The sequence below is a fragment of the Micromonospora sp. bgisy143 genome, from assembly GCF_057708145.1.
In genome coordinates, this window is the sequence record NZ_JBYIRN010000014.1 from 119,097 (window position 1) to 143,258 (window position 24,162).

Genomic DNA, 24,162 nt, shown 5'->3' on the forward strand with positions numbered 1-24,162 from the left:
AGTCCGGAGCGGCCACCGCCGCCCCGGACTCCCTCCGTTCACGCGGTCCGGTAGGCCCGCAGTACCGTCTGCGTCACCGTGTTGCCGGCGGTGTCGGTGGCCGTCACGCGCAGCGCGACGAAACCGGGCTTCCGGGGATGGGCGATCAGGGCGACGCCGCGCAGCACCGGCAGCGTGACCCACGTCTTTCCGTCGTCGAACGACGCGGCGACGCCGAGCTTGCGGTTGGGTGCGGCCGACGAGCCGGCCTGCCGGTCCAGGCTGACCGGGAGGGGCATGACCCGTCCCGCCCGGGCGGTGTTGGTGTCGTCGAGCTTCGGTGTCGGGCGGGCCGTGGTCAGGGGCAGCCGCTGCGGAGCCGAGGTGTGCGCCGAGGTGAACGTCCAGGCCACCGAAACGGACGTCGACAGCGTGTCCGGGGTGCCACGCCTGGCGGTCGCCTCCAGGCGGTAGTCGGCCTCGCCTGCGGGTACCGCGAACTCCGCCCACGGGCTGTCCGACGTGCCGATCCGCGTGCCATTGCGGAACAGCCGGAACTCGACGGGCAGGTCGTCGCGGCCGGCGGGACGGCCGGTCGCGTCACCGAACAGCGGCAGGGACGCGATCGAGATGGTGTCGCCGTCGCGTCCCGCGTACCCGAGGGGACTCAGGGATGGCACCTGGGCCACCGACGGGCCGAACGGGGCCGCGTTCCAGGTCTGGGTGTACGTCCGCCCCGGCTGGAAGACCGACTCCTGCGTGGTGGAGTTGTCGCCCTCGACGAAGGTGGACGTCCAGGTGAGACCGCCGTCGGTGTTGTAGTACTCGGTGCCGTGGAACGGCAGGTCGATGGGTGTGTTGGACCCGATCGGGCCGGATCCGCCGGCCGCCGCCGCGCGGTGGAACCGTACGGCCGTCGCCGTGGTGGACTGGCGGCGGTAGGTCGCGTCGACCGTGGCGAGGTTCTTCGGCGTCAGCTTCGTGGACAGGCCGGTGAACATGTCTCCCTTGCGGACGTACGCGAGGTCGTAGGTGTAGGGGCTGTTGCGAAAGGTTCCGTCCTGACCGGGTCGGCCGAGCCCGACGCCGAGTGTCGCGGCGAACTCCGGGGCGGCGACGGCGGGCCCGATCCGACCGAAGAACACGTCGGCGAACGACACCCCGCTGAGCTGTACGCCCGGATAGCGGAAGCCGTCGTCCCAGTTGGCGCTCACATTGATCGCGATGGGAGCGGCGTCGCGCTGCGGTACGGTCAGTGCGACGGGCTTGGCGGTACGGGCGTCGATGGCCTCGGTCACCGGCCCGTGGACGTCCAGGACCGGCTGCACGAGCAACGTCGAGGTGTCGCCCTCGTGGATGGTGCTGTAGAGGGCGTAGCGGCCGGTGGGCAGTCGCAGGGTGCCACCGCCCGGCGTGGCGTCGAGGGTGCTGAACTCGCCGGTGGCGAGGTTCGCCGCGACGGTCGTGTACTCGGTGGCGGGCTTGCCGTCCCGGCCGGTGTGGGGGAGCGCGATGTCGTAGCTCTCGATCTCCCGGTTGAGGGCGAACGGCGTACGTACCCGTAGGTCGCCGGCGCCGGTGGCGACCACCGCGCCCTGGTAGACGCCGTCCGGGGCGTCTACCCGGGTGTCCACGGTGATCGTGGCCTCGGCCCGGCCGCCGGGCGGCACCACAAGCGTGCTCGGGTTGACGGTGAGCATGCCGGCCGGCGCGGGCGCAACGTTCAGCGACAGGGTGACCGGCGCGGCGCCGGTGTTGCGGTAGCCGACGACCCGGGTGACGGGGGTGTCGTCGGCGTGCGGCCAGCGCTGGACCGGGAAGTCGATGGCGGCCACGTCGGCGGCGACCGGCTGGGCGACCGCGCGGGCGACGTCGACTCGGCCCGCGCCCTGCTCGTAGAGGGTGTCCGCGCCGGTCGGCTTCGCCGAGTCCATCAGCGCGGCCTTGAGTTGCGGGCCGGTCCAGTCCGGGTGCTGACCGGCGAGGATCGCGGCGGCGCCCGCCACATGCGGGGTGGCCATCGACGTACCCGACATGGTGGCGTAGTCGCCGCCCGGGGCGGCCGCGACGATGTCGACGCCGGGAGCGCTGATCTCGGGCTTGATGTGGTTGTCGCCGACGCGTGGGCCGCGGCTGGAGAAGTACGCGCGCTGGTCATCGGAGTCGACAGCCGCCACGGCGAGCGCGTCGTCGGCGGACGCCGGCGACGACACCGACCTGGGCTTGCCCTCGTTGCCGGCGGCGACCACGAACAGCGTGCCGTACCGGCGGCTGAGGTCCTGTACGGCCGTCTCCAGGGGGTCGAGGCCGGGCATGTCGTCGCCGCCCACGCTCAGGTTGACCACCCGGGTCTGCGGGGCGAGCCACTGCATGCCGGTGATGATGTCCGAGTCCTGGCACTCGGTGGTGGCGCAGACCTTGCCGACGAGCAGCTTCGCGCCCGGCGCCACGCCGCGGTAGCGGCCACCGGAGGCGGCGCCGCTGCCTACGATCGTCGACGCCACGTGGGTGCCGTGACCGACCGAGTCGGCGGGGTCGTCGCCGCCCGTGAAGTCCCGGACCTCGGTGAGGTGCCCGGCGAAGTCGGGGTGCGCGGCGTCGATGCCGGTGTCCAGCACGCCGACGGTCACGCCCGTACCGTCGAAGCCGGCCTGCCAGGCCGCCGGAGCGCCGATCTGCGGCACACTGCGGTCCAGCGTCACCCGCCGTTTGCCGTCGAGCCAGATGGCGCTGACCCCGTCGGCGAGGGTGCGCGCCATCGACGTACCCCGCGTGAGCGACGACCACAGCGTCACCCGGTCGTCGCGGCCCGCCCGCACCGCGAGGGTGTGGGCGGCGGAAAGGTCCGCCCGCACGCGCCCGTCGCCCCCGACGGTCGCGGTCCGCGCCCCCGCCGCGTTGTTTCCGGGGTACGCGACCAGCAGCGGCAGTTCGGCCGCCCGGTCGTCGTAGCCGAACTCGGTGAGCGTGGTGAGGTCGAACAGTCGCCGGTCGAGCCGCCCGTCACGCAGCAGCGCCATGGCGTCCACCGGGATGACGAACTGGTGACCACCCTCCCGGCTGGTCACGAACCGCATCGCGGTCCGCCCCGTGCCCCGCTGGATCGTCAGGTGGCCCGCCGCGTCGACGGACACCCGGTCGCCGGTGACCAACGTGTAGGTGCCGGGTGTGCCGGAGACGGTCGCCGCCGGCCGCACCTGCGCGCTCGCCGGGTTGGCCGTCAGGGCCGCCGCGACCAGTGCTGTCGTGAGCACCCCGGCCGTCAGGGCGCGTCGTTGACGTTGTCGCACATCGTCCTCTCCGCCACGGGCATCTCCCGGGACGGCACGATGACGCTCGGGCCCGCCACCCGGTTGATCTTCACCGGTGTGACTGTGATCACAAACCGACCCGGGCGGCGGCCGGCCGGATCGCCGTAGCGGGTTCCATGCGCGGTGACCAGGGGGACGACGCTTCGGAGGACGCAGGTCGGATGCGTGATGCTGAGGAGTTCGACGCCCTCTACGCCGCCTGCGCCGGGCGGATCGTGGGTCACGTCTACGCGCTGACCGGCAACCGCAGCGAGGCCGAGGACGCCGTCGCGGAGGCGTTCATGCGGGCCTGGCAGCGCTGGCACACCGTCCGGGAGGCGGACAGCCCGGAGGCGTGGGTCCGCGCGGTGGCCTCGCGGGCGGCGGTGAGTAGTTGGCGCAAGACGTTCAACCGGATCCGCGCCCACCACCGGGCGGCCGTCGACCAGAGCGTGCCCGGCCTCAGCGAGGACCATGTGGCGTTGATCCAGGCACTGCAACGGCTCAGCGCCAACGAGCGCCGCGCCGTCGTCCTGCACCACCTGAACGACCTCAGCGTCGCCGAGGTGGCAGCCGAGATGCGCCGGCCCGTCGGGACCGTCAAGACGTACCTCGCCCGTGGTCGCCGGGCGATGGCCGGACTGCTGACCGAGGTGAACCAGGAGGGGACCTCTCATGGCTGATCCGCACGACGACCTGCAAGCGATCGTCGACGAGGTCCGCCGCGTCACGACCCTGCCCACGGCCCGGACGCTGCGCGGGCGCAGTGACCGGCGGCGGCGAAGCCGGGCGACCGTCACCGGCGTGGGACTGGCCGTGCTGGTCGCGGCCGCCGGCACCACCCTGGTGCGGGTGCGCGCCGACGACACGACGCCGCCTGTCGGCCCGGCGGGCACGGTGTCGCCCGCACCCTCGCGGTCGCCCCTCGCGCCGACCGTGACCGTCCCGGCGGGACCGCGGGACATTCTCGGCGGACGCCGGCAGGTGCGGATCGCGGTGCCGGGTCTGGGTGGGGCGGCCTTGGCGACCGACCCCGACGGCGACCGGGTACGGGCCACCGCCGGGGCGGGCGTCGACACCGGGGCGCTGTGGATCCTGCGCCCGACCGGAAAGGCGTACCGGATCGTGGCGGCCGCCCCGGCCGGAGCTGGCGAGGTCTGTATGACAGTCGTGCACGACGCCGCGCCGGGCAGCGTCCGTACCCGGTCCTGCGAGCCGGATGCGGCGACGCAGCTGTTCATCATCGACAAGGTCGACGACGGCAGCTACTCGATCCTGCAGGGCAGGCGCTACGTGCAGGTCGTCGACGGCACCAACGCGCTCGTGCCCGACCTGCCGGAGGCCCTGACCACCACCTACGAATTCGAGGATCGAGGCCCGTCGGGCTCCTGACCGCGCTCGGGGCGGCACCCACGGCTGGGCGCGTCCACCCGGCTAACCGGGGAAGGTCTCGCGCAGCGCCGGTTCCAGCGCGCGGCCGGTCGTCGGCTCGATGAACAACTCGGTGAGCAGCAGGTCGGCGAGGAAGGTGGGGTTGATCCCGGACTCCTTGCGACCGAGCGCCTGCGCCGCGCCGCCCAGTCGCAGCGCCGTCCGCGCCGCGCCGGCCGGCAGCCGGCCGACCCGGCGGCGGTGGCCGACCGCCCCGGCGATGCGCGCGAGCATGTCGTGCCAGGTCAGGTTCTCGTCGGCGACCGGGATGTCCGCGCCGCTGGCCGCATCGAGGGCGTCGGCCGCGACCTCGGCCACGCTGCGCGCCGAGGCCGCGGCGCTTCCGCCGGTGGGGGCAACCAGAGGGGTACGAGAGCGCGCCCACCGGTCCAGCGGACCGGCCCAGTTCGGCAGCCGGTCACCGGCCCGCCCGAACACGAAGGGCAGTTCGAGGACGGCGACCGGCAGGCCCGGACCGGCGGCGGCCCGTCCCTCGAGGGCCTGCTCCAGCCGGCAGCGGATGTACGTGTGCCGCTCACCGAGCCGCCACTGCGGATGGAGCCGGTCGAAGTACGTGTAGTACGAGCCCATGATCACCCCACGGGTGAGCCCCTCGGCGTGGGCGGCGGTGAACAGGCGTACCACCGGATCGACGTTCTCGCGCCGGAACTGCGGATAGATCGGCTTCGGCAACGGGCGCTGCTCGTCGGTCCGGGTGGCGTACACGACGCCGTCGTGCCCGGCCAGCACCGACCGCAGCTCGTCGACCGAGGCGGACCCCACGTCGAGCAGGTGGTCGACGCCCGGCTGGGCGGTACGCGCCACCGAGGTCGTGGCGTGTCCGCGCTCGCGCAGCACCTCCACGACGTGCGCGCCGATCAGACCACTGCCACCCACCACGAGAATCCGCACGCTGAATCGTCCACTGTCCAGCGGGGTGCGTGTCAAGTACGGCGTCGCTGCGGATGCGACGGCCGGATGGTCCGGCCAGAATGGCGTCCGGAGGTGAGCGAGGATGGTCGATCAGGAGAGTGTTCCCCGGCTGACGTCGGTGGTGCTCGACGGCACCGACGCGCGGGAGTTGGCGGAGTTCTACCGGCAGCTCATGGGCTTCGTCTACCGGCCCGGCGACGAGCCACCGACGGACGGCCGCCCCGACGAGCGCGGTCGCGACTGGCTGGTGCTGAGGTCACCATCCGGCGGCCCGCAGATCGCCTTCCAGCAGGTCGACAGCCTGCCCGAGACGACGTGGCCGAAGAACGACGTGCCACAACAGTTGCACCTGGACCTGACCGTGGACTCCGTCGACGACCTGCTGGTCCAGCACGAGCGCGTGCTACGCCTCGGCGGCCGACTGCGGTACGACCGGATCGAGGACCCGGTGGAGCCGTTGCGCGTGTACGCCGACCCGGCCGGCCACCCGTTCTGCATCATGGTGGGGTAGTGCCGTCCGGATCCGTGCGCGGCACCTGTGCGACCGTGGTACCCACGATCGTCGAGAACGGGGACGGGCATGCCGGAACCACGCGCCTTCTGGCTGGACGAACAGTTCGACCGTGAGCACGGCACCGACGGCCACGGCCGGTACGAGGCCGAGGTGCTCCGCCGGATCGATGACTTCGCCGAGACCTGGGGGGACTTCGCGCCGGTCGCGTTCGCCGCGACGGCCTGGCGGGTGGCCAGCGAGCTGTCGCCCGGCTTCGTCCGGTGGCACCGACGGATCATCTCGGCGACCTGCGAACGCAGCCCGTGGGACGGCGGCATGGTCTGCGTGGTCACCGTGGCCTCCCGCTGGCCCGCCGAGCTGACCTGGAGCAAGCAGTGGCAGCGCGACCGTGGGTGGCAGGACTGGCCCCAACTGTTCGGCCAGTTCACCACCCCGACCGAGCAGGACCGGACGCGCCGCCCGTACCTGCGGGCGCTGCTCCAGGTGGAGGCGCCGCTGCCGCTCGACGGCCTGCCGCCGACACCCGACGGCCCGGACGACGACGTGCCCACCGCGGCGCGGCGGGCGGTCGTGGTGTTGGCCCGGGAGCTCAACGACCTGCTGGCGCCGGTGATCGGGCAACTCGACAGCGGGGTCCCCGCCGACTCGTGACGGCGGGGACCCCTAGACAGTGCGTCGGTGGTCGATGGTGCGGTGGGTCCGGCCCGGTCACCGAACGGGCCGGGCCCACCACGTGTCAGCCGGTGGTCAGGTAGAACTTCTCCCAGGCCCCGGCGGACGTGCGGTTGGCGATCAGAGACCCGGCCCCGGAGTTCTCCGCGCACACGAACTGGTTGTTGATCGTGGCACGCAGGCTGACCGTCCCGTCCGAGTTGTTGACGATCTGGAAGGTCTGCGCCGCCCCGATCGACGTGCCGGTGGCGACCAACGGTGCGGTATTGCTCGTGGCCGAGACGTAGAGCCCGTTGGACCGCGACTTCAGGGCGATGTTGCCGTTGCCGGCGTCCACCCGGTCGAACTGCTCGGTGCTGCCGACGCTGGCCTTGTTGGCGATCAGCGCGGTGGTGCCGACCGCCGACACGTACTGGTTGTTGATCTGCGCCCGCAGCGTGGTCACCGGCGTGGTGCCACCGGTGCCGGTGGTGAAGGTGAACGCGTCCACGTCGAACAGGTAGCCCGACCCGCCCTTGAACACCAGGTACAGCGTGGTCGACGCGCTGGGCGGGTTGCTGATCGTGCCGGACACCTCGGTGAAGGTCTCCCAGTTACCGGTCACCGGCACCGTGACGGTGCCCAGCAGGGTGCCGGTGGCCGAGCCGGCCCGCACCTCGATGGTGCCGCCCGCCCCGGCCGACGACGCCCGCACGGTGATGCGGTTCGCGTTGGCCAGGTTGTACGGCTGGTACGAGATCCAGTCGTTGTTCTCGATGAACCCGGCGGTGCGGCCACCCTCGGCGCTGGTGTGGTCGGTGGCCTGCACGCCCGACGTGGCGCCGAAGTGCTCACCCTGGCGGTGCTTCGGTTGCAGGGTCTTGATGCTGTGCGTGGTCAGCCCGCCGTTGTCGGTGTAGGCGGCGTCGAAGACCCCGTAGATGTTCGCCGCGGAGTCGTGCTCACCGTCGGTCGGCAGGGTGATCGAGCCGCTGCACCCGTTCTTCGAGGTGATCTGGTGGGCGTGACTGTCGTGGCCCAGCGCGTACGTCAGGCTCACCTTGGTGCAGTCGATGGTGCCGTCCTGCGGGTCGCTCACACTGATCTGGTACGACACGGTGTCACCGAAGCTGAACAGTTGCCCGTCGGCGGGCGTCGTCAACGTCACCGTCGGGGCCGTGTTCCCCACGGTGATGACCAGGCTCGCCGTACCGGTCAGCCCGGTCGGGTCGGTGACCTTCAACGTCGGGGAGTACGTGCCGTTCGTGGTGTACGTCTTGGTGGGGTTCGCCGCCGTCGACGTGGTGCCGTCACCGAACGTCCACAGGTAGCTCAGCGCCCCGCCCTCGGGGTCGGAACTGCCCGCCGACGAGAAGTTCACCGTCAACGGGTTGGCCCCCGACGTCGGGTTCGCCGAGGCGACCGCGATCGGGTTGCGGTTACCGCCGCCGATGTACTCGATCCGGAACAGCGCCTGGTTGTTCGAGCCCGTGCCGTAGTCCAGCACGTACAGCGCGCCGTCCGGGCCGAAGGCCATGTCCATCACCTGCGTGCCGGACCACGGGAAGCTGGAGATCTCGCCACGGGAGCCGTCGGCGTTGATGGCGATGGGCTTGATCCAGCGGCGACCGTACTCGCCGGCGAAGAACAGGCCGTTCAGCGACTGCGGGAACTTGACGCTGGAGTTGAGCGAGGCGTCGTACCGGTACACCGGCCCGGCCATCGGCGACTCGGAGCCGCTGCCGAACTCCGACGGTGAGCCGGAGTCGCCCGCGTACTTGATCCAGGCCGGCTTCGCGGCGGGCAGGGTCTGCAGCCCGGTGTTGCGGAACGAGTTGTTGGTCGGCCCACCCGTGCAGTTGTACTTCGACTGCGACGGCCCGGACGGGAAGGTGTATTCGTTGTATGTTTCGTTGCTGGTGTTGCTGCCGGTGCAGTACGGCCAGCCGAAGTTGCCCGGCCCGGTGATCCGGTTGAACTCCACCTGACCCTGCGGGCCCCGGCTGGAGTTCGTGCTTCCCGCGTCCGGCCCGTAGTCGCCGACGTAGACGACGCCGGTCGCCTTGTCGACGCTCATCCGGAACGGGTTGCGCATGCCCATCGCGTAGATCTCGGGCCGGGTGTTGGCCGTGCCGGGCGCGAACAGGTTGCCCGCCGGGATGGTGTACGTCCCGTCCGCCTGCGGCGTGATCCGCAGGACCTTGCCCCGCAGGTCGTTCGTGTTGCCCGCGGAGCGCTGGGCGTCGAACTGCGGGTTGCGGTTGGTCCGCTCGTCCAGCGGCGCGTAGCCCGAGGACTCGAACGGGTTCGTGTCGTCGCCGGTGGTCAGGTACAGGTTGCCGGCGGCGTCGAAGTCCAGGTCACCACCGACGTGGCAGCACTGCCCACGGTCGTTGGCGACCTGGAGCACGATCTTCTCGCTGCCCATGTTGAGCGTGTCGTCACTGTTGAGGGTGAACCGGGACAGCCGCAGGTGCCCCTTCCACCGGTCCCAGTCGGACTGCGTGCCGGTGGTGGGCGCGTCCCCGGACGGGGTGCTCAGCGTGGGCGAGTAGTACAGATAGATCCACCGGTTGGTGGCGAAGTTGGGGTCGACGGCGACGCCCTGCAACCCCTCCTCGTCGTGCGTGTAGACGGACAGGGTGCCGGAGACCTTGGTGTTGCCGGCCACGTCGGTGACCCGCAGTACGCCGTTGCGGGCGGTGTGCAGCACCGAACGGTTGGGCAGGACGGCCAGCGACATTGCCTCGCCCAGCTCGGCGGAGCCGGTGGCGAGTTTGATCTGCTGATAGTCACTGGCGGGAATCACCACCGCCTGGGCGGCGGGGGAGTTGGCGGCCACGGCCAGGGTCACACTCGCGACGGTGGTTACCGCCGCGACGAGTGCCCGGGACCAGCGCCGGGATTTCGAAAGCATGATCGTCCTTCCTCGACGACCAGGGCCGGGGCGTGCTGGGGCGCACCACGACCAGGTGTGGGTGGCGGGGTGTGGGTCGTGGTGCGGTCAGTTGGTGGTGACGAGGTCGAACTTCTCCCACTGGCCGATGGAGGTCCGGTTGGCGATCAGCGGGGAGGAGCCTCCGTTGTCGGCGGCCACGTACCGGCTGTTCACCGTGGCCCGCAGGCTCACCGTGCCGTCGGAGTTGCGGATCAGCTGGAACGTCTCCCACGAGCCGGCGGTGGCCCGGTTGGCGATCAGCGCGGAGGCCCCGGCGTTCTCCGCCGCGACGAACTGCCCGTTGCTCTTGGCCTTCAGCGCGACGTTGCCGTTGGCGAGGTTGACCAGTTCGAACCGCTCACTGGTGCCGACGGAGGTCTTGTTGGCGATCAGCGGGGTGCTGGCGTTGGCCGCGCTGACGTACTGGTTGTTGGCGCGGGCACGCAGGGTGGAACCGGCGACGGCGGGCGGCGGGGTGGTCGGCGGGGCCGTGGTCGGCGGCGCGGTCGTCGGCGGAGGAGTGGTCGGCGGGGCCGTGGTGGGCGGGGCCGTGGTGGGCGGCGGGGTGGTCGGGTTGGTCCCCGGCGAGCAGTTGGCGCTCACCGAACCCGCGGCGACCTGCAGACCACCGAGCAGCATCCGGGTGAAGTTCGGGTCGGTGTACGACGCCTCGGTGTGCCCGAGACCGGTGTACCAGGCCCGGCCACCGCCGTACGCCTTGCACCAGGTGATCGGGTGGTCGCCGTTCATGTTGCCGCCGCTGTAGGACGACTCGTCGAGGCTGGCCAGGACCCGCGCGCTGGACCGGGGGTTGGTGCGGTAGTTGTACCACTCGTCGGAGCGGACCCAGGTGGCGCCGAGGTGCGCGGTCGACGGGTTGCTCCGGTCCTCGATCTTCACGGTCGCGGTCTGGATCGCCGGGTGCGAGTCGAACCAGGCGCCGACCAACTGCCCGTAGAACGGCCAGCTGTACTCGGTGTCCGCGGCGGCGTGCACGCCGACGTACCCGCCGCCGGCGGCGATGTACTGCTCGAAGGCCGTCTGCTGGCTGGAGTTGAGCACGTCGCCGGTCGTCGACATGAAGACCACCGCCTGGTACTGGGCCAGGTTGGAGGTGGTGAACTGGTTGGCGTCCTCGGTGGCGGTCACGCTGAAGCCGTTGGCAGCGCCGAGCTGCTGGATGGCCGCGATGCCGTTGGGGATGGACGAGTGCCGGAAGCCGGCGGTCTTGCTGAACACCAGGACCTTGGTCAGCGGCGCGGCAGAGGCGGTGGTCGGCAGTGCGACCAGGCCGGCCATCAACACGGCCACCCCGGTGACGAGTGCCAACAGGCGGGGACGGGAACGCATGGTGATGCTCCTTAGCTGAGCGTCGACCCCGGAGAGTGCGCGAGAGCACGCCCGGGGCCATGGTGGCGGTGGTGCGGAAGCCGGGCCGCCGATGCTCGGCTGAGGTGATGTGGAGCGGTGATGGTGGAGCCGTGCTGCGGTACACGAGCCAGCCGACGACCCCGACCGGCCAGTGTGGACGGACGAATAGCATCGACTGGTGTCGTTGAGGCAGTAAACCTCCGATGTCTGCGCCCGTCAACCCCATCCGCTCCGGCCTGCGGCCCGTCGAGACGCGGTCGGCGCCGACGTCGGGCCGGGCATAGGGTCGGTGGCATGTCGACCGACGAAGACCGTCAGCGCCTCGCCGAACAACTCGCCTCGCTGCCGGTGCGTGAGCTGGTCGACGTCCTGCGGCGTGCCCTCCCGCAGTTCACGCAGGAGGCGTACGGCATGCGGACGGTGTTGACCCTGGCGAACGTCACCTGGCTCGATGACGACGTCGACCCCAGCCTCGACATCGAGCTGGTCGCCTGGCCCGATCGTGACTACTACGACGGGGAGCTCGGCATGGACCAGGGCCTGTGGCAGAACGGACGCTGCCCGCGCTGCGATGTCGAGGTCACCTCGAACGCCAAGCGCGCGCACTGCCCGTACTGCGGAAGCGCCTGCACCCTGACCTGACGGTGCGCCGAACTTCCGGCACATCCCGGCCGGAAGCGGGGGCGTACGGCAGGATCGGGCTGGTGGACGCGGACGTGTCACCGCCGTGGCGGCCGCCGACGCGGCAGGAGGTCGCGGCGGCGGCCGGTCGCGGCCTGGTGGATGTGATCGGCCCCGGCCTGCGGGTGTTGTTCTGTGGCTTCAACCCCGGGCTCTACTCGGCGGCGGTGGGGGAGCACTTCGCCCGGCGGGGGAGCCGCTTCTGGCCGGCCCTGCACGGCGCGGGCTTCACCGACCGGGAGCTGCGCCCGTGGGAGCGCGCCGAGTTGCTGCGGCAGGGGCTGGGCATCACCAGCCTCAGCAACCGGGCCACCGCACGGGCCGACGAGCTGACCGCCGCCGAGCTGGTCGCCGGGGTGACCGGCCTGGCGGTCAAAGTCGAGCGGCACCGGCCACGGTGGGTGGCGGTGCTCGGGGTGACCGCGTACCGGATCGCGTTCGTCCGGCCGACGGCCACGCTCGGCCCGCAGCCGGAGCTGCTGGGTCCGGCCCGGGTCTGGGTGCTGCCCAACCCCAGCGGCCTGAACGCCCACTTCCCGCTGCCGGCGTTGACGGCCGAGTTCGCCCGACTGCGCCGGGAGGTCGACCCTCAGGCCCCGGCGGCCAGCGCCTCGTAGTAGGAGCTCATGGCCGGGTGGTACTCGTCGAACTCCGGTCGGCGCGTGCCATCCCGGGCGGCGACCAGCATGTCGAGGTAGTACTCCCAGCCGGCGCCCACCTCGGCGACGCCGTCGAGGCTGCTGAGGTGCTGGGTGAAGCGCAGCTCGGTGCCGCCGTCGGTCTCGGTCAGCGTGAACCCCAGCAGCCAGGCACCGTGGTCGTCGACCATCGACACGGCCAGGCGACGCGGCGCTTCGCACTCCTCGACGCGAACGTCGCACCAGGGCTGCTGCTCCTCGTAGGCCATCTGCACCCGGATGGTGTTGCCGGGCCGGGCGTCGCCCTCCCACGGGCCGAACCAGCGGGCCGTGCGCTCCGACTCGGTCAGGCTCGCCCACACGTCGGTCGCCGGGGCGCGGAAGGTGCGGGTGAGGACGAGGTCGTGGCCGGTGGCGGTGCGGAAAAGGCGGCCAGCGGGGGTACGGGTCATGCGGTGCGCTCCGTTCGATGGTCGGCCGGGCTGCCGGCGCGGCGTTCCCGGCGGGTGCGACGGACCTCGGTCTCCAACGCGTCGAGGCGCTGCTCCCACGTGTCGGGCGTGACGAGCCTCTCGGGTGCGACGAGCCCGCCGAGCCAGTCGACGAGCGGGGCGAGCGGGCCGGGGTCGAGCCGATAGATCCGCGTACGGCCGACCAGCTCGTCGTGGACCAGCCCGCTCTCGCGCAGCACCCGCAGGTGACGGCTCACCGCCGGGCGGCTGATGGCGAACCGATCGGCGATCGCGCCCGCGGTCAACGGCGTGTCGCGCAGCATGCCCAGGATCTGCCGCCGTACCGGGTCCGCGATCGCGGCGGCCACCTCGTCCACGCCGGAAAGCGTAACCCACAGGTTACGCTTTCCGCGACCCGGTGCGTCGATGGTGGGCACATGATCAGGTGACCTGGCACTCTTGACGCATGCCAGCCCAGCTTCGATCCCGCCTGCTCGATTGGACCGTCGCCGTACCCGTGCTCGCGGTGCTGGTGTTGCTCGTTACCTGGGGGCGAGATCTACCCGGCCCGGTCGTCGTGGTGGTCGCCGCGCTGCTGGGCGGCGCGGTCCTCGCCGCCGTGCACCACGCGGAGGTGGTCGCCCACCGGGTGGGGGAGCCGTACGGCTCGCTGGTGCTCGCCGTCGCGGTCACCGTCATCGAGGTGGCCCTCATCGTCACGCTGATGATCAGCGGCCCGGAGAAGACCCAGTCGCTGGCCCGGGACACCGTCTTCGCCGCCGTCATGATCACGTGCAACGGCATCCTCGGCCTGTCCCTGCTGCTCGGCGCGCTGCGCCGGCGGGTGGCCGTGTTCAACCCGGAGGGCACCGGCGGCGCGCTGGCGACCGTGATCACCCTGGCCACGCTGAGCCTGGTCATCCCGACCTTCACCACGGCCCGCCCCGGCCCGGAGTTCAGCCCGGCCCAGCTCACCTTCGCCGCGGTCGCCTCGCTCGCGCTGTACGGGCTGTTCGTGCTGGTGCAGACCGGCCGACACCGCGACTACTTCCTGCCCGTCGACAGCAAAGGGCAGGTCATAGACGCCGAGGAGCACGCCAAGCCGCCCACCACCCGCGCCGCGCTGATCAGCCTCGTCCTGTTGCTGGTGGCGCTGGTCGCGGTGGTCGGCGACGCCAAGACCGTCTCACCGACCATCGAGGCCGGGGTGGCGGCCGCGAACCTGCCGCACGCCTTCGTCGGTGTGATCATCGCGCTGCTGGTGCTCCTGCCGGAGACCCTCGCCGCCGCCCGCGCGGCCCGCCGCGACCGCGTACAGATCAGCCTCAATCTCGCCCTCGGCTCCGCGATGGCCAGCATCGGCCTGACCATCCCGGTGATAGCTGTCGCGTCGATCTGGCTGGAGGGCCCACTGCTGCTCGGCCTCGGTGGCACCCAGCTCGCGCTGCTGGCCCTCACCGCCGTGACGGCGGTGCTCACCGTCGTGCCCGGACGGGCCAACGTCCTGCAGGGCGGCGTCCACCTGGTGCTGCTGGCCGCGTTCGTCTTCCTGGCCGCCAGTCCCTGACCCGCCGGCTCAGCCGGCGACCGGCGGGTCGTCGGCCAACCGGTCCGCGCGGGCGTTGAGGTAGCGCTGCTGTGCCAGGTTCGTCGAGCGTGCCGCCGCCATCCGGTACGCCTCGCGCGCCGCGACCCGCGCACCGGTCAGTTCCCACAGGTGGGCGCGGGCGGCCGGCAGTCGTGGATCGTCGGCCAGCCGGGCGTCGTCGGCCAGCTCGGCGAGGAGCGCCAGGCCGGCCGACGCGCCCCGACTCATCGCCACCGCCACGGCGTGGTTGAGCGCCACCACCGGGTTGTCGGAGAGGCCGAGCAGGACCTCGTACAGGGCGGTGATCTGCGCCCAGTCGGTGGCCGCCGCGGTCGGCGCCTCGTCGTGCACGGCCGCGATGGCCGCCTGAAGCTGGTACGGCCCGACCGGCCCACGCGGCAGCGCCGCGCTGACCAGCGCGACCCCCTCGGCGATCTGGTCGGCCCGCCACCGGCTGCGGTCCTGCTCGGCCATCGGCACCAACTCGCCGTGCGGGCCGGTCCGTGCCGGCGCGCGGGCGTCGGTGAGCAGCATCAACGCGAGCAGCCCGGCGACCTCGGGATCGTCGGGCAGCAGTCGGCGTACCAGCCGGGTCAGCCGGATCGCCTCGGCGGTCAGGTCGGTCCGCAGGAGTCCCGGCCCGGCGGTACGCGCGTACCCCTCGGTGAAGACCAGGTAGAGCACGTGCAGCACGGCGGCGACCCGATCGGCGCGCTCGGCCGCGGTGGGTGGCGCGAACCGTAGGCCGCTGTCGCGGATCCGCTGCTTTCCCCGGCTGATCCGCCGGGTCATGGTCGCCTCCGGCACCAGGAACGCGCGGGCCACCTCGGCGGTGCTCAGCCCGCCCACGGCGCGCAGTGTCAGCGCGATCTGCGACGCCGGGGTGAGCGCCGGGTGGCAGCACAGGAACAGCAGAATGAGCGTGTCGTCGGCGTCCTGGAGTCGGTCGGCGGCCGGCGCGAGCCACTGCTCCGGCAGCATCCACCGGGCCACCGTCTCCTCCCGCCGGGCCCGCGCCTGGTCGCGCCGGAGCAGGTCGGTGAGCCGCCGGGACGCCACGGTGATCAACCACGCCCGGGGATCGTCCGGTACGCCGTCGCGCGGCCAGCGGTCCGCCGCCGCGATCAGCGCCTCCTGCACCGCGTCCTCGGCCGTGTCGAAGTGCCCGAAGCGGCGTACCAGCGCGCCGAGAACCTGCGGCGTCAACTCGCGCAGCAGGTCCTCGGCGGGGATGGCGGGCACGTGCTCAGCCGGCCAGGTCCTCGACGCCGTCCAGCACCGGCCGCACGTCCACGTACGCCCCGGGGGTGTCCGGGTCGACCAGGCCGGCGGCGATCTCGGTGGCCCGGTCGAAGCTGGCGCACTCCACGATCGTGTAACCGGCCAGGACTTCCTGCGTCTCCGCGTACGGGCCGTCGGTGACCACCGCCGTCCGGTCCCGCACCTGCACGCGGCGGGCGTGCACCGGCTCGCTGAGCCCTCGCGCGTCGACCAGTTCCCCGGACTCGGCGAGCGCCTGGTGGAACGTCTCCATGTGCTGGTGCATGGCCGCCACCTGCTCGGCCGACATGGCCGGCCGGTCGGTGGGTCGCCCCGACAGCGCGTCGTAGTCCTGCTGCGACCCGTAGAGCATGATCATGTATTTCATGGTGGCCTTCCTGTCCCCGGTGCCGCCCCGGCACCGCTCACCGGAGACGTCGAACCCAACTCCCGCCCACCGGACACCCCCGGCCCACCTCACCCACCCTGACTCGTCCTGGCCCGTTGATCATGAAGTTATTGCCCCGACACGCCGAGATCGAGGGCAATAACATCATGATCAACCGGGTGGGTGGGGGTGGGGGTTACTGGCCGTAGGAGAGGCGGAGGCGGTTGTTGATCAAGTAGTTGAGGCGGTGGCGGAGGTAGCCGAGGGTGCTTTCGCCGGGCAGGTCCGCGTCGGGGGTGGTCAGTGTCCAGCGCAGCGCGCAGTCACCGCCGGAGAGCCCTTCCGCGATGTCGAACCGGATCTCGTCCCGTGGTCGGTGCGGCCACAGCGACGACCACACCAGCAGTACCGGCGCGTACCCCGCTACCACCCGTGGCGCCACCTCGTCGTCGCGCAGCTCCAACCAGGGCCGGCTGCCGACCTCGTACGGGTCACGGAGCGACCGCCACACGACATGCGCCGGCGCCGGCTGGCTCCGTTGACGGCTGCCCAGCACGTGCACGTCGCCCCCTCCAACCAGACGGCCACCTCCGCCCCGGCCCATTGTGGCGGCCCACCGCATGCCCCGTGAACCACCCGAACCCGTCGATCAAGAGGTTCGCGTCACGACACGCCGGACGGGCTGACGCCAACCTCTTGATCACCGGGCCGGGGCGGGAGGCCGGGTGGGGCCGGGGCGCGTGAACCGGTCGCGGCGGTCGTGCGTGAATTCGGTGGCGGGCGTGCGGGTCGTACCGTCGGGGTATGGCGTGGTGCGAGCGCCGAGGTCTGGGGAGGCACAGTGGGGGCATGGTCGGGACGCGTCGCGCGGGGTCCCCTGGCAGGCCTGGTGGTCGTCGCGCTGGTGTCGCTCGCCTGCGCGGGCGGCGGGCTGGCCGAACCGGAGGGCGAACGCCCGGGGGCGAACCCGCCGGCCGCCTCGCCGGAACCGAACACCACCCGCGCCGACAGCACCACCAGCGTGGCCGAGTTCAAACAGGACGTCGCCGACGCGCAGGCGGTCGCGGAGCGCTACTGGGCGGCCCAGTTCAAGGCGTCCGGGCAACGCTTCACGCCCATCCGGCGGGTCACTCCGTACCAGCGGGCCGGCGAGGTCTCCTGCGGCGGTCAGCCACTGCCCCGCAACAACGCGGTCTACTGCTCGCAGGGCGACTTCATTGCGTACGACGTGGCATGGTCGGTGGCGGCCTTCCGCGAGGTCGGTGACGCCTTCGTGTTCTATCTGCTCGGTCACGAGTACGCCCACGGCATCCAGGTGCGCCTGGGCATCAACTACAGCTTCACCATCCAGCAGGAACTGCAGGCCGACTGCATGGCCGGGGCGTACCTCGGCGACTCGGTGCGCGCCGGCGACCTGACCCTCGCCGAGGGTGACCTGGACGAGTTCCGGGAGGGGGTCGCGGCGGTCGGTGACGACCCGGACCAGCCGTGGTTCGCCGAGGGCGCGCACGGCACCGCCGAGCAGCGCACCGGCATGTTCTTCCGCGGCTACGAACGCTCGCTGAAGGAGTGCAACCTGAGCTGAGCGGGTTGCCCCGGTCACCCTCGGAGCCGTTGCCGCCACCGGCGGCGGGCTCGGCTGGCAGGATCGCCGGTGTCGGTCACGACTCCCTGGAGGATCCGCTGAGCAGCCAACCCCCCGCCGCCGTGCTCTTCGACATGGACGGCACGCTTGTCGACAGCGAGAAGCTGTGGGACGTCGCGTTGCAGGAACTGGCCCACGAGTACGGCGGGGAGTTGTCCGTCGACGCCCGTCAGGCGATCATCGGCACCGCCATGGCCGAGTCGATGCGGATCCTGCACGACGATCTGGGCCAGCCCGAGCGTGACCCGGAGATCAGCGCGGCGTGGATCAACGTCCGGATCCTGGAGCTGTTCCGTACCGGGCTGCCCTGGCAGCCGGGCGCCTTCGAGCTGGTGCGCGCGGTCCGCGCGGCCGGGATCCCCACCGCGCTGGTCACCTCCAGCCCTCGGGCACTGGTCGAGATCGCCCTGGACACCCTCGGCCGGGAGAATTTCGACGTGGTGGTCGCCGGTGACGAGGTGGTCGCCGCCAAACCGCACCCGGAGCCGTACCTGACCGCCGCCCGACGCCTCGGCGTGCCGATCGAGCGGTGCGTGGCGATCGAGGACTCGCCGACCGGGGTGGCCAGCGCGCACGCCTCCGGCGCGGCCGTGCTGGCCGTACCCGCCGAGGTGCCGCTGCCGCCCATCGAGGGCGTACACCAGGTGCGCAGCCTGACCGGCGTGGACCTGGAGGCGCTGGCGGCGCTGCTGACCGACCGCGCCGCGACCTGACCACAACGAGGGGGCCCCGCCGTGCGGGACCCCCTCGTTGTGTGTGGCCTGGCGTCAGTCGTGCGCGATCGCGCCCAGGACGTTGATTCGGGCCGCCCGTACGGCGGGGACCACCGCGGCCACCACCCCGACGATCGCGGCGAGACCGAGGAAGACGCCCATCTGCCCCCAGGGCAGGTTCAGGTCGGTGATGCCCTCGTCCTTGAGCGCCTCGACCACCGCGGCGCCCAGGCCGGTGCCGACCGCCACGCCCAGCAGCGCGCCGAACACGGAGATCACCACCGCCTCGACCGTGATCATGCCCATCGTCTGCCCACGGCGCAGCCCGATCGCTCGCAGCAACCCCAGCTCCCGCGTGCGCTCCAACACCGACAGCGCGAGGGTGTTGACGATGCCCAGGACGGCGATCACGATGGCCAGCGCCAACAGGATCTGGATCATCGTGAGCAGCCCGTCGAGCGAACTCGTCTGCTGCTTGATGAACGCGTCCCGGTCGGCCACCGACACCTCGGGGCTGTCCGCGAGCAGCGTCTCCACCTGCGGTTGCACGTCGGCCACCCGGGCGCCCGGCGCGAGCTGGATGAAGCCCTGGATGGGCTGCGGAATCGCGAAGTCCTTCGCCGCCGTCGCCGGCAACGTCACCGGGTTGGTCAGCTGCGACGACTCGTAGATGCCGCTGATCGTGTAGGTGCGGGCCTCACCCCGGGTCAACTGGACATTGACGGTCGAGCCGACCGACCAGTTGCGGGACTTCGCAGTGTCGGAGCTGACCAGCATCTGCGTCGGCGATAGCCGGTCGATGTCACCGGCGGTGGCCTTCGCCCCGAAAATCTGCCGCAGGGACGCCACGTCGCTGCTCGCGGCCACCCAGGTGCCCTTGCCGTCGACGCGTGCCATGTCGCCGTACTCGCCGTCGACCATCCGTACGCCGGGCAGCGCCTTCACCTGGTCCAGCACGCTCGGGTCGAAGCTCGGCGGACGCGGCCCGCCCTGCTGACCGGCGATCACCAACTCGGCCTTGATGGTGTCCTGGGCGAGGGCGCTGATGCTGCCCTTGGCCGAGTCGAGGATCACCGTGACGCCGGTGACCAGCGCGATGCCGACCATCAGCGCGGCGGCCGTGATGGCGGTACGGCGCGGGTTGCGACCGGAGTTGAGCCGCCCCAGCTTGCCCGGCACCGACCAGGAGAAGATCGCGCCGAGCAGGTTCACCACCGGCCGACTGATCAGCGGGGTCAGCAGCGCCACACCGATGAACGCGAACAGCACCCCGCCCAGGATGGTGGACAGCGTCTGACCACCGGCGTTACCACTGAGCCCGAGGAACAGCAGCACCGCGCCGATGCCGGTGACCAGCGACCCGGCCACCGTGACCTTGGTCAGCGGCCGGTCCGGGGTCGCCACGTCCTGCATGGCGGCGATCGGCGGGATCCGGGACGCCCGCAGCGCCGGCAGCAACGCCGCCACCACGGTGATCACCAGACCGACGCCGAACGAGCCGATCACCGCGGCCGCCGGCACGCCGATCCCGGCCAGGGTCAGCCCACCGGCCAACTTGCCGAACAGGAACGCCAGCAGCGCGCCCACCCCGATGCCGGCGGCCAGGCCGAGCACCGACGCGATCAACCCGACCGCGATGGCCTCCAGCACCACCGAGCCGATGATCTGGCGGCCGCTCGCCCCGATTGCGCGCATCAGCGCCAACTCACGGGTGCGCTGGGCCACGATGATCGAGAAGGTGTTGAGGATCAGGAACGTGCCGACCAGCAGCGCCACCGCCGCGAAGCCCAGCAGGATCTTGTTGAAGAAGGAGAGGCCCTCCTTCAGGCTGGCCGCCGCGTCGTCGGCCACCTGCTCGCCCGTCTTCACGTCGTAGTCCGCGCCCAGGGTGCGGGCCACGTCGTCGCGCAGCGCCTCGTCCGAGACGCCACCGGCGGCGGTCACCGTGATGCTGCTGAACACCCCCGGCTCGCCCAGCATCAGCCGCTGCGCCACCGGCGTGGTGAAGAAGACCTCGTTGACGCCGCCGATCGAGTCCCGGTCACCGCTGTAGCCGGCGACGCCGACCAGGGTGAACTCCCGCTTCTTCGACTCGAACGCGGTCAGCACGCCGACCTTCTCGCCGACGCGCACCTTCGCCGTCGTGGCCAGCGACCTGTTGATGACGATTTCGTCGTCCGCCTGCGGCGCGCGCCCCTCGCGCAGTTGCAGCAGGTCGCTCTCACCGACCCAGTTCTCGCCGAGCTGCGGCGGACCGAACGACGTGACCACCTTGCCGTTGCTGCCGATCACCCGCGCGCCGTCGGCGTTGACGACACCGGTCGCCGAGGCCACCCCCGGCACCTGCTTGACCCGGTCCACCACGGCGGCGGGCAGCGGAGCGGCGGTCTGCTCGCCCTCCAACTCACTGACCTCGACCTTGGGCTTCGCCGCGACGTTCACGTCGATCTCGGAGAAGCCGTCGGCGAACACCGAGTCGAAGGAGCGACCCAGCGTGTCGGTCAGTACGAACGCGCCGGAGACGAACATGACCCCGAGCACCACGGCCAGACCGGACAGGATCAGCCGGACCTTGCGGGCCAGCAGACTCTTGAGTGTCGCCCGGAACATCAGTTGCCCACCTCGGCCGGAGTGTCCAGCTTCTTCATGGTGTCCAGCACCGTGTCGGCGGTCGGCTCGATCAACTCCGACACGATCTGCCCGTCGGCCAGGAAGACCACCCGGTCGGCGTACGCGGCGGCGGTCGGGTCGTGGGTGACCATGACGATGGTCTGACCGTGCTGGCGCACCGAGTCGCGCAGGAAGCCGAGCACCTCCGCGCCGGAGCGCGAGTCCAGGTTGCCGGTCGGCTCGTCCGCGAAGATCACCTCGGGGCGGGAGACCAGCGCCCGCGCGCACGCCACCCGCTGCTGCTGGCCACCCGAGAGCTGCGCCGGCCGGTGGTCCAGCCGGTCCTGCAGGCCCACCGTCTTGATCACCGTGTCGTACCAGGCCGGGTCCGGCCGGCGGCCGGCGATCGACATCGGCAGCAGGATGTTCTCCTTGGCGGTGAGCGTCGGCAGCAGGTTGAACTGCTGGAAGATGAAGCCCACCTTGTCCCGGCGCAGCTTCGTCAGCCCCGAATCGCCCAGCCCAGTGACCGTCGTCTCACCGATCGACACCGTCCCCCGGGTCACCGAGTCCAGACCGGCGAGGCAGTGCATCAGCGTCGACTTCCCGGAACCCGACGGGCCCATGATCGCGGTGAAGCGGCCACGTTCGAACTCCGCGCTGACCCCCCGCAGGGCGATGACCTGAGCCTCGCCGCTGCCGTACACCTTCCACACGTCGTTCGCCCGGGCCGCGGCCTGCGCCTGCCGGCCTACCGTCGCGGTCACGTCATCTACCTCTTCCGTCTGCTTCGACAATGCACGCCGCCCCCCGATGGTCCGGCGTGCCGTTCAATCATCGGCGCTGCGCGCGCCCGTCCCGTCCGCCCCTGGGGGGACGCGCAGCGGATTTCCCGCTGCGGGTGCACCCCCATGCCGCCTCAGGGTTGCCCCTGACCCGACGGCCGGTCGACCGGTTTTGCCCACGTCCCCCCACACGCCACAGGAGGGTCAACCCCGCCGTGCCGTCTCTGGTCACGGTAGGTGAGCGCGGCAACCCCGCCGTCCCTCTCCGGGGGGATCTTCGGGTACGCCGGGTGAGGTAGCCGCCGCGCTGCGGCTACGCCCGTGGGCGGACCAGACCCGACTCGTACGCCAGCACGACCGCCTGCACCCGGTCGCGCAACCGCAGCTTGGTCAACAGATGACCCACGTGGGTCTTGACGGTGGTCTCGCTGACCGAGAGCACCGCGGCGATCTCGGCGTTGGACAACCCCCGGGCCACCTGCACCAGCACCTCACGCTCGCGGTCGGTGAGCGCGTTGAGCGCCGCCGACGGCGTCGCCGCCGGATCGGGCAGCAGCTCGGCGAAGCGTTCCAGCAGTCGCCGGAGGATCCGCGGCGCGACCACCGCGTCCCCGCCGGCGACCGTGCGGATCGCCGCGATCAGCTCCTCGGCGGGTACGTCCTTGGCCAGGAACCCGCTCGCGCCCGCGCGCAGCGCCCCCACCACGTACTCGTCGAGGTCGAACGTGGTCAGCACCAGCACCCGCACCGGCAGGCGGGAGTCGACGATGGCGCGGGTCGCCGCCACCCCGTCCATCCGGGGCATCCGGATGTCCATCAGCACGACGTCGGGCAGCAGCCGTCGGGACAGCTCCACCGCCTCCACGCCGTCACCGGCCTCGGCCACCACGTCCAGGTCGCCCTCGGCGCCCAGCACCATCCGGAAACCGGTCCGCAGCAGCGGCTGGTCGTCGGCGAGCAGGATGCGTACCGGCCGCGCCGGCGCCATCCGATCGCTCATCTCGTCTCCCGTCCCGCGTCACCTGCCTGTGCGTCGCGGACCACGGTAGAGGCACGCCCGGGTGCCTGTCCCGACCCGGACGGCACCGCTCCGGTCGGGCGGTCCGGGCCATACCCACCCCGACGCCGTCGATCTTGCACTTTCTGCTGCGACAAAGGGTGCGAATCCGATGAAGTCAACATCCGAAAGTGCAAGATCGGCGGGGCGGGGCGGGGCGGGGCGGGGGTGCGCGGGGTGGTTACTCGTCGGCGCCGGGGGGTGTGGGGGTGGTGCGGGCATCGCGGAGGGGGTCGGCGTTCGCCGCCGCGACGGGGAACGGCGGCGGCGTGCCGCCGAACGTGGGGCACAGCGCCTGGTGGCTGCACCAGTCACAGAGCCGGCTCGGCCGGGGCCGGAAATCCTGCCGGGCGGTGGCCTGCTCGATCGCCCGCCACAGCGCCACCACGGTGCGCTCGAAGCGGACCAGCTCGTCGGCGTCGGGGGTGTAGTCCAACACCTCGGCGTCGCGCAGGTAGAGCAGCCGTAGCACCCGGGGCACCACGCCCCGGGTGCGCCACAGCACCAGCGCGTAGAACTTCAGCTGGAACAGCGCCCGCGCCTCGAACGCCTCCCGGGGCGCGCCGCCCGTCTTGTAGTCGACCACCCGCAGCGCACCGTCCGGAGCCACGTCGAGCCGGTCGAGATAGCCCCGGATCAGCAGTTCCTCGTCGACGACCGCCGAGATCAGGCTCTCTCGCTCGGCCGGCTCCAGGCGGGTCGGATCCTCCACGGCGAAATAGCCCTCCAGCAGCCCCGCCGCGGAGCGCAGGAACTCCACCGGGCCGGCCGGCTCCGCGTCGTCGAAGATCGCGGCCAGCTCCGGCTGCTCGGCGACGAGCCGGTCCCACTGGGGGGCCACCAGGTCACCGGCGGCGGCCGGCGTGCGACTCGACGCGGGCAGGTCGAACAGCCGCTCCAGCACCGCGTGCACCAACGTGCCCCGGGCCTGCTCGATGGTCGTGCGCTCGGGCAGCCGGTCGATGCTGCGGAACCGGTAGAGCAGCGGGCAGGTCTTGAAATCCGCCGCCCGCGACGGCGACAGCGAGGCCCGCACCGTCGGCGGCGGCTGCGCCGGGGTGCAGGACTGGGGGGTGGTGACCGGTTCCGCCGTCATGTGGGCAAAGGCTAGGGCACCGGTGTGACACCGCCCGCCGCCCGTCCCACCCCGGGCCGGTCCGTAGCATCGGTGCGATGGAGCAGACATCCCGGCCGCCGCGTCGGTCCGACCGGCGACCCGGTCTGAACGTGGGTCGGGT

Annotated in this window: 22 protein-coding genes; 9 read left to right on the top strand and 13 right to left on the bottom strand. The window is 71.8% G+C overall.

The window, feature by feature from the left end:
* Positions 1-38 precede the first annotated feature (38 nt).
* A complete protein-coding gene (locus AC3EN4_RS18050; RefSeq protein ID WP_435207005.1) occupies positions 39-3,269 on the bottom strand; it encodes a S8 family peptidase in 3,231 nt (1,076 codons plus the stop codon).
* A 182-nt stretch (positions 3,270-3,451) separates the two neighbouring features.
* Between AC3EN4_RS18050 and AC3EN4_RS18055 the strand changes: the two genes are divergently transcribed.
* Positions 3,452-3,952 carry an RNA polymerase sigma factor gene (locus AC3EN4_RS18055; protein ID WP_435207006.1) on the top strand — a complete coding sequence of 167 codons (501 nt, stop codon included), beginning with the start codon at positions 3,452-3,454 and terminating at the stop codon, positions 3,950-3,952.
* Complete coding sequence (locus AC3EN4_RS18060; RefSeq protein WP_435207008.1) at positions 3,945-4,661, top strand: hypothetical protein; 717 nt, start codon at positions 3,945-3,947, stop codon at positions 4,659-4,661. Before AC3EN4_RS18055 ends, AC3EN4_RS18060 begins: the two co-directional genes overlap by 8 nt.
* Before the next feature lie 42 nt (positions 4,662-4,703).
* On the opposite strand, the gene AC3EN4_RS18065 is transcribed toward AC3EN4_RS18060, so the two are convergent.
* Complete coding sequence (locus AC3EN4_RS18065; protein ID WP_435207009.1) at positions 4,704-5,612, bottom strand: NAD-dependent epimerase/dehydratase family protein; 909 nt, start codon at positions 5,610-5,612, stop codon at positions 4,704-4,706.
* 103 nt (positions 5,613-5,715) lie between these two features.
* Here AC3EN4_RS18065 and AC3EN4_RS18070 point away from each other — a divergent pair, with 103 nt between their 5' ends.
* Together AC3EN4_RS18070 and AC3EN4_RS18075 are read left to right on the top strand one after the other, a co-directional pair.
* Positions 5,716-6,144 carry a VOC family protein gene (locus AC3EN4_RS18070; RefSeq protein ID WP_422740085.1) on the top strand — a complete coding sequence of 143 codons (429 nt, stop codon included), beginning with the start codon at positions 5,716-5,718 and terminating at the stop codon, positions 6,142-6,144.
* 69 nt (positions 6,145-6,213) lie between these two features.
* Positions 6,214-6,798, top strand: coding sequence for a hypothetical protein (locus AC3EN4_RS18075; RefSeq protein ID WP_435207012.1), 585 nt, complete (start codon positions 6,214-6,216; stop codon positions 6,796-6,798).
* A gap of 85 nt (positions 6,799-6,883) precedes the next feature.
* Here the strand turns inward: AC3EN4_RS18075 and AC3EN4_RS18080 are convergent, their stop codons facing one another.
* Both AC3EN4_RS18080 and AC3EN4_RS18085 read right to left on the bottom strand, forming a co-directional pair.
* Positions 6,884-9,715 (bottom strand): PQQ-dependent sugar dehydrogenase, encoded by a 2,832-nt coding sequence (locus AC3EN4_RS18080; RefSeq protein ID WP_435207014.1) that lies wholly within the window; start codon positions 9,713-9,715, stop codon positions 6,884-6,886.
* 87 nt (positions 9,716-9,802) lie between these two features.
* Positions 9,803-11,086, bottom strand: a complete 1,284-nt coding sequence (locus tag AC3EN4_RS18085; protein ID WP_422740088.1) for a ThuA domain-containing protein — start codon at positions 11,084-11,086, stop codon at positions 9,803-9,805.
* A gap of 315 nt (positions 11,087-11,401) precedes the next feature.
* Here AC3EN4_RS18085 and AC3EN4_RS18090 point away from each other — a divergent pair, with 315 nt between their 5' ends.
* Positions 11,402-11,749: a hypothetical protein gene (locus AC3EN4_RS18090; protein ID WP_435207015.1), complete on the top strand. Its 348-nt coding sequence runs from the start codon at positions 11,402-11,404 to the stop codon at positions 11,747-11,749.
* A gap of 62 nt (positions 11,750-11,811) precedes the next feature.
* On the top strand, positions 11,812-12,405 hold the full coding sequence (gene mug / locus AC3EN4_RS18095) for a G/U mismatch-specific DNA glycosylase (RefSeq protein WP_435207017.1): 594 nt from the start codon (positions 11,812-11,814) through the stop codon (positions 12,403-12,405).
* Here mug and AC3EN4_RS18100 read toward each other — a convergent pair.
* Together AC3EN4_RS18100 and AC3EN4_RS18105 are read right to left on the bottom strand one after the other, a co-directional pair.
* Positions 12,378-12,878 (bottom strand): SRPBCC family protein, encoded by a 501-nt coding sequence (locus AC3EN4_RS18100; protein ID WP_435207019.1) that lies wholly within the window; start codon positions 12,876-12,878, stop codon positions 12,378-12,380. The genes mug and AC3EN4_RS18100 overlap by 28 nt on opposite strands.
* Positions 12,875-13,255, bottom strand: a complete 381-nt coding sequence (locus tag AC3EN4_RS18105) for an ArsR/SmtB family transcription factor (RefSeq protein ID WP_435207021.1) — start codon at positions 13,253-13,255, stop codon at positions 12,875-12,877. The genes AC3EN4_RS18100 and AC3EN4_RS18105 overlap by 4 nt, the downstream gene beginning before the upstream one ends.
* An 89-nt stretch (positions 13,256-13,344) precedes the next feature.
* Here AC3EN4_RS18105 and AC3EN4_RS18110 point away from each other — a divergent pair, with 89 nt between their 5' ends.
* On the top strand, positions 13,345-14,445 hold the full coding sequence (locus tag AC3EN4_RS18110; RefSeq protein ID WP_435207023.1) for a calcium:cation antiporter: 1,101 nt from the start codon (positions 13,345-13,347) through the stop codon (positions 14,443-14,445).
* Between the two features lie 9 nt (positions 14,446-14,454).
* On the opposite strand, the gene AC3EN4_RS18115 is transcribed toward AC3EN4_RS18110, so the two are convergent.
* The 3 genes from AC3EN4_RS18115 to AC3EN4_RS18125 all read right to left on the bottom strand — a co-directional run bounded on the left by AC3EN4_RS18115 (position 14,455) and on the right by AC3EN4_RS18125 (position 16,676).
* On the bottom strand, positions 14,455-15,708 hold the full coding sequence (locus tag AC3EN4_RS18115) for an RNA polymerase sigma factor (RefSeq protein ID WP_435207025.1): 1,254 nt from the start codon (positions 15,706-15,708) through the stop codon (positions 14,455-14,457).
* 4 nt (positions 15,709-15,712) lie between these two features.
* Positions 15,713-16,114, bottom strand: a complete 402-nt coding sequence (locus tag AC3EN4_RS18120) for a YciI family protein (RefSeq protein WP_435207026.1) — start codon at positions 16,112-16,114, stop codon at positions 15,713-15,715.
* Between the two features lie 196 nt (positions 16,115-16,310).
* The gene (locus AC3EN4_RS18125; protein WP_435207028.1) at positions 16,311-16,676 is read right to left on the bottom strand and encodes an amidohydrolase family protein; all 366 of its coding nucleotides are present in this window, start codon (positions 16,674-16,676) and stop codon (positions 16,311-16,313) included.
* Positions 16,677-16,955: 279 nt separating this feature from the next.
* Here AC3EN4_RS18125 and AC3EN4_RS18130 point away from each other — a divergent pair, with 279 nt between their 5' ends.
* Positions 16,956-17,699 carry a neutral zinc metallopeptidase gene (locus AC3EN4_RS18130; protein WP_435207030.1) on the top strand — a complete coding sequence of 248 codons (744 nt, stop codon included), beginning with the start codon at positions 16,956-16,958 and terminating at the stop codon, positions 17,697-17,699.
* 122 nt (positions 17,700-17,821) lie between these two features.
* Positions 17,822-18,472, top strand: coding sequence for an HAD family hydrolase (locus AC3EN4_RS18135; RefSeq protein WP_435207070.1), 651 nt, complete (start codon positions 17,822-17,824; stop codon positions 18,470-18,472).
* A gap of 54 nt (positions 18,473-18,526) precedes the next feature.
* Here the strand turns inward: AC3EN4_RS18135 and AC3EN4_RS18140 are convergent, their stop codons facing one another.
* The 4 genes from AC3EN4_RS18140 to AC3EN4_RS18155 form a co-directional block, all read right to left on the bottom strand.
* Positions 18,527-21,082 (bottom strand): ABC transporter permease, encoded by a 2,556-nt coding sequence (locus AC3EN4_RS18140; RefSeq protein ID WP_435207032.1) that lies wholly within the window; start codon positions 21,080-21,082, stop codon positions 18,527-18,529.
* Entirely contained in the window at positions 21,082-21,849 is a 768-nt protein-coding gene (locus AC3EN4_RS18145; RefSeq protein WP_422740100.1) for an ABC transporter ATP-binding protein, read from the bottom strand. Before AC3EN4_RS18145 ends, AC3EN4_RS18140 begins: the two co-directional genes overlap by 1 nt.
* Before the next feature lie 331 nt (positions 21,850-22,180).
* Positions 22,181-22,867, bottom strand: coding sequence for a response regulator (locus AC3EN4_RS18150; protein ID WP_435207034.1), 687 nt, complete (start codon positions 22,865-22,867; stop codon positions 22,181-22,183).
* 238 nt (positions 22,868-23,105) lie between these two features.
* Complete coding sequence (locus AC3EN4_RS18155) at positions 23,106-24,020, bottom strand: RecB family exonuclease (RefSeq protein ID WP_435207036.1); 915 nt, start codon at positions 24,018-24,020, stop codon at positions 23,106-23,108.
* Positions 24,021-24,162: the final 142 nt, after the last annotated feature.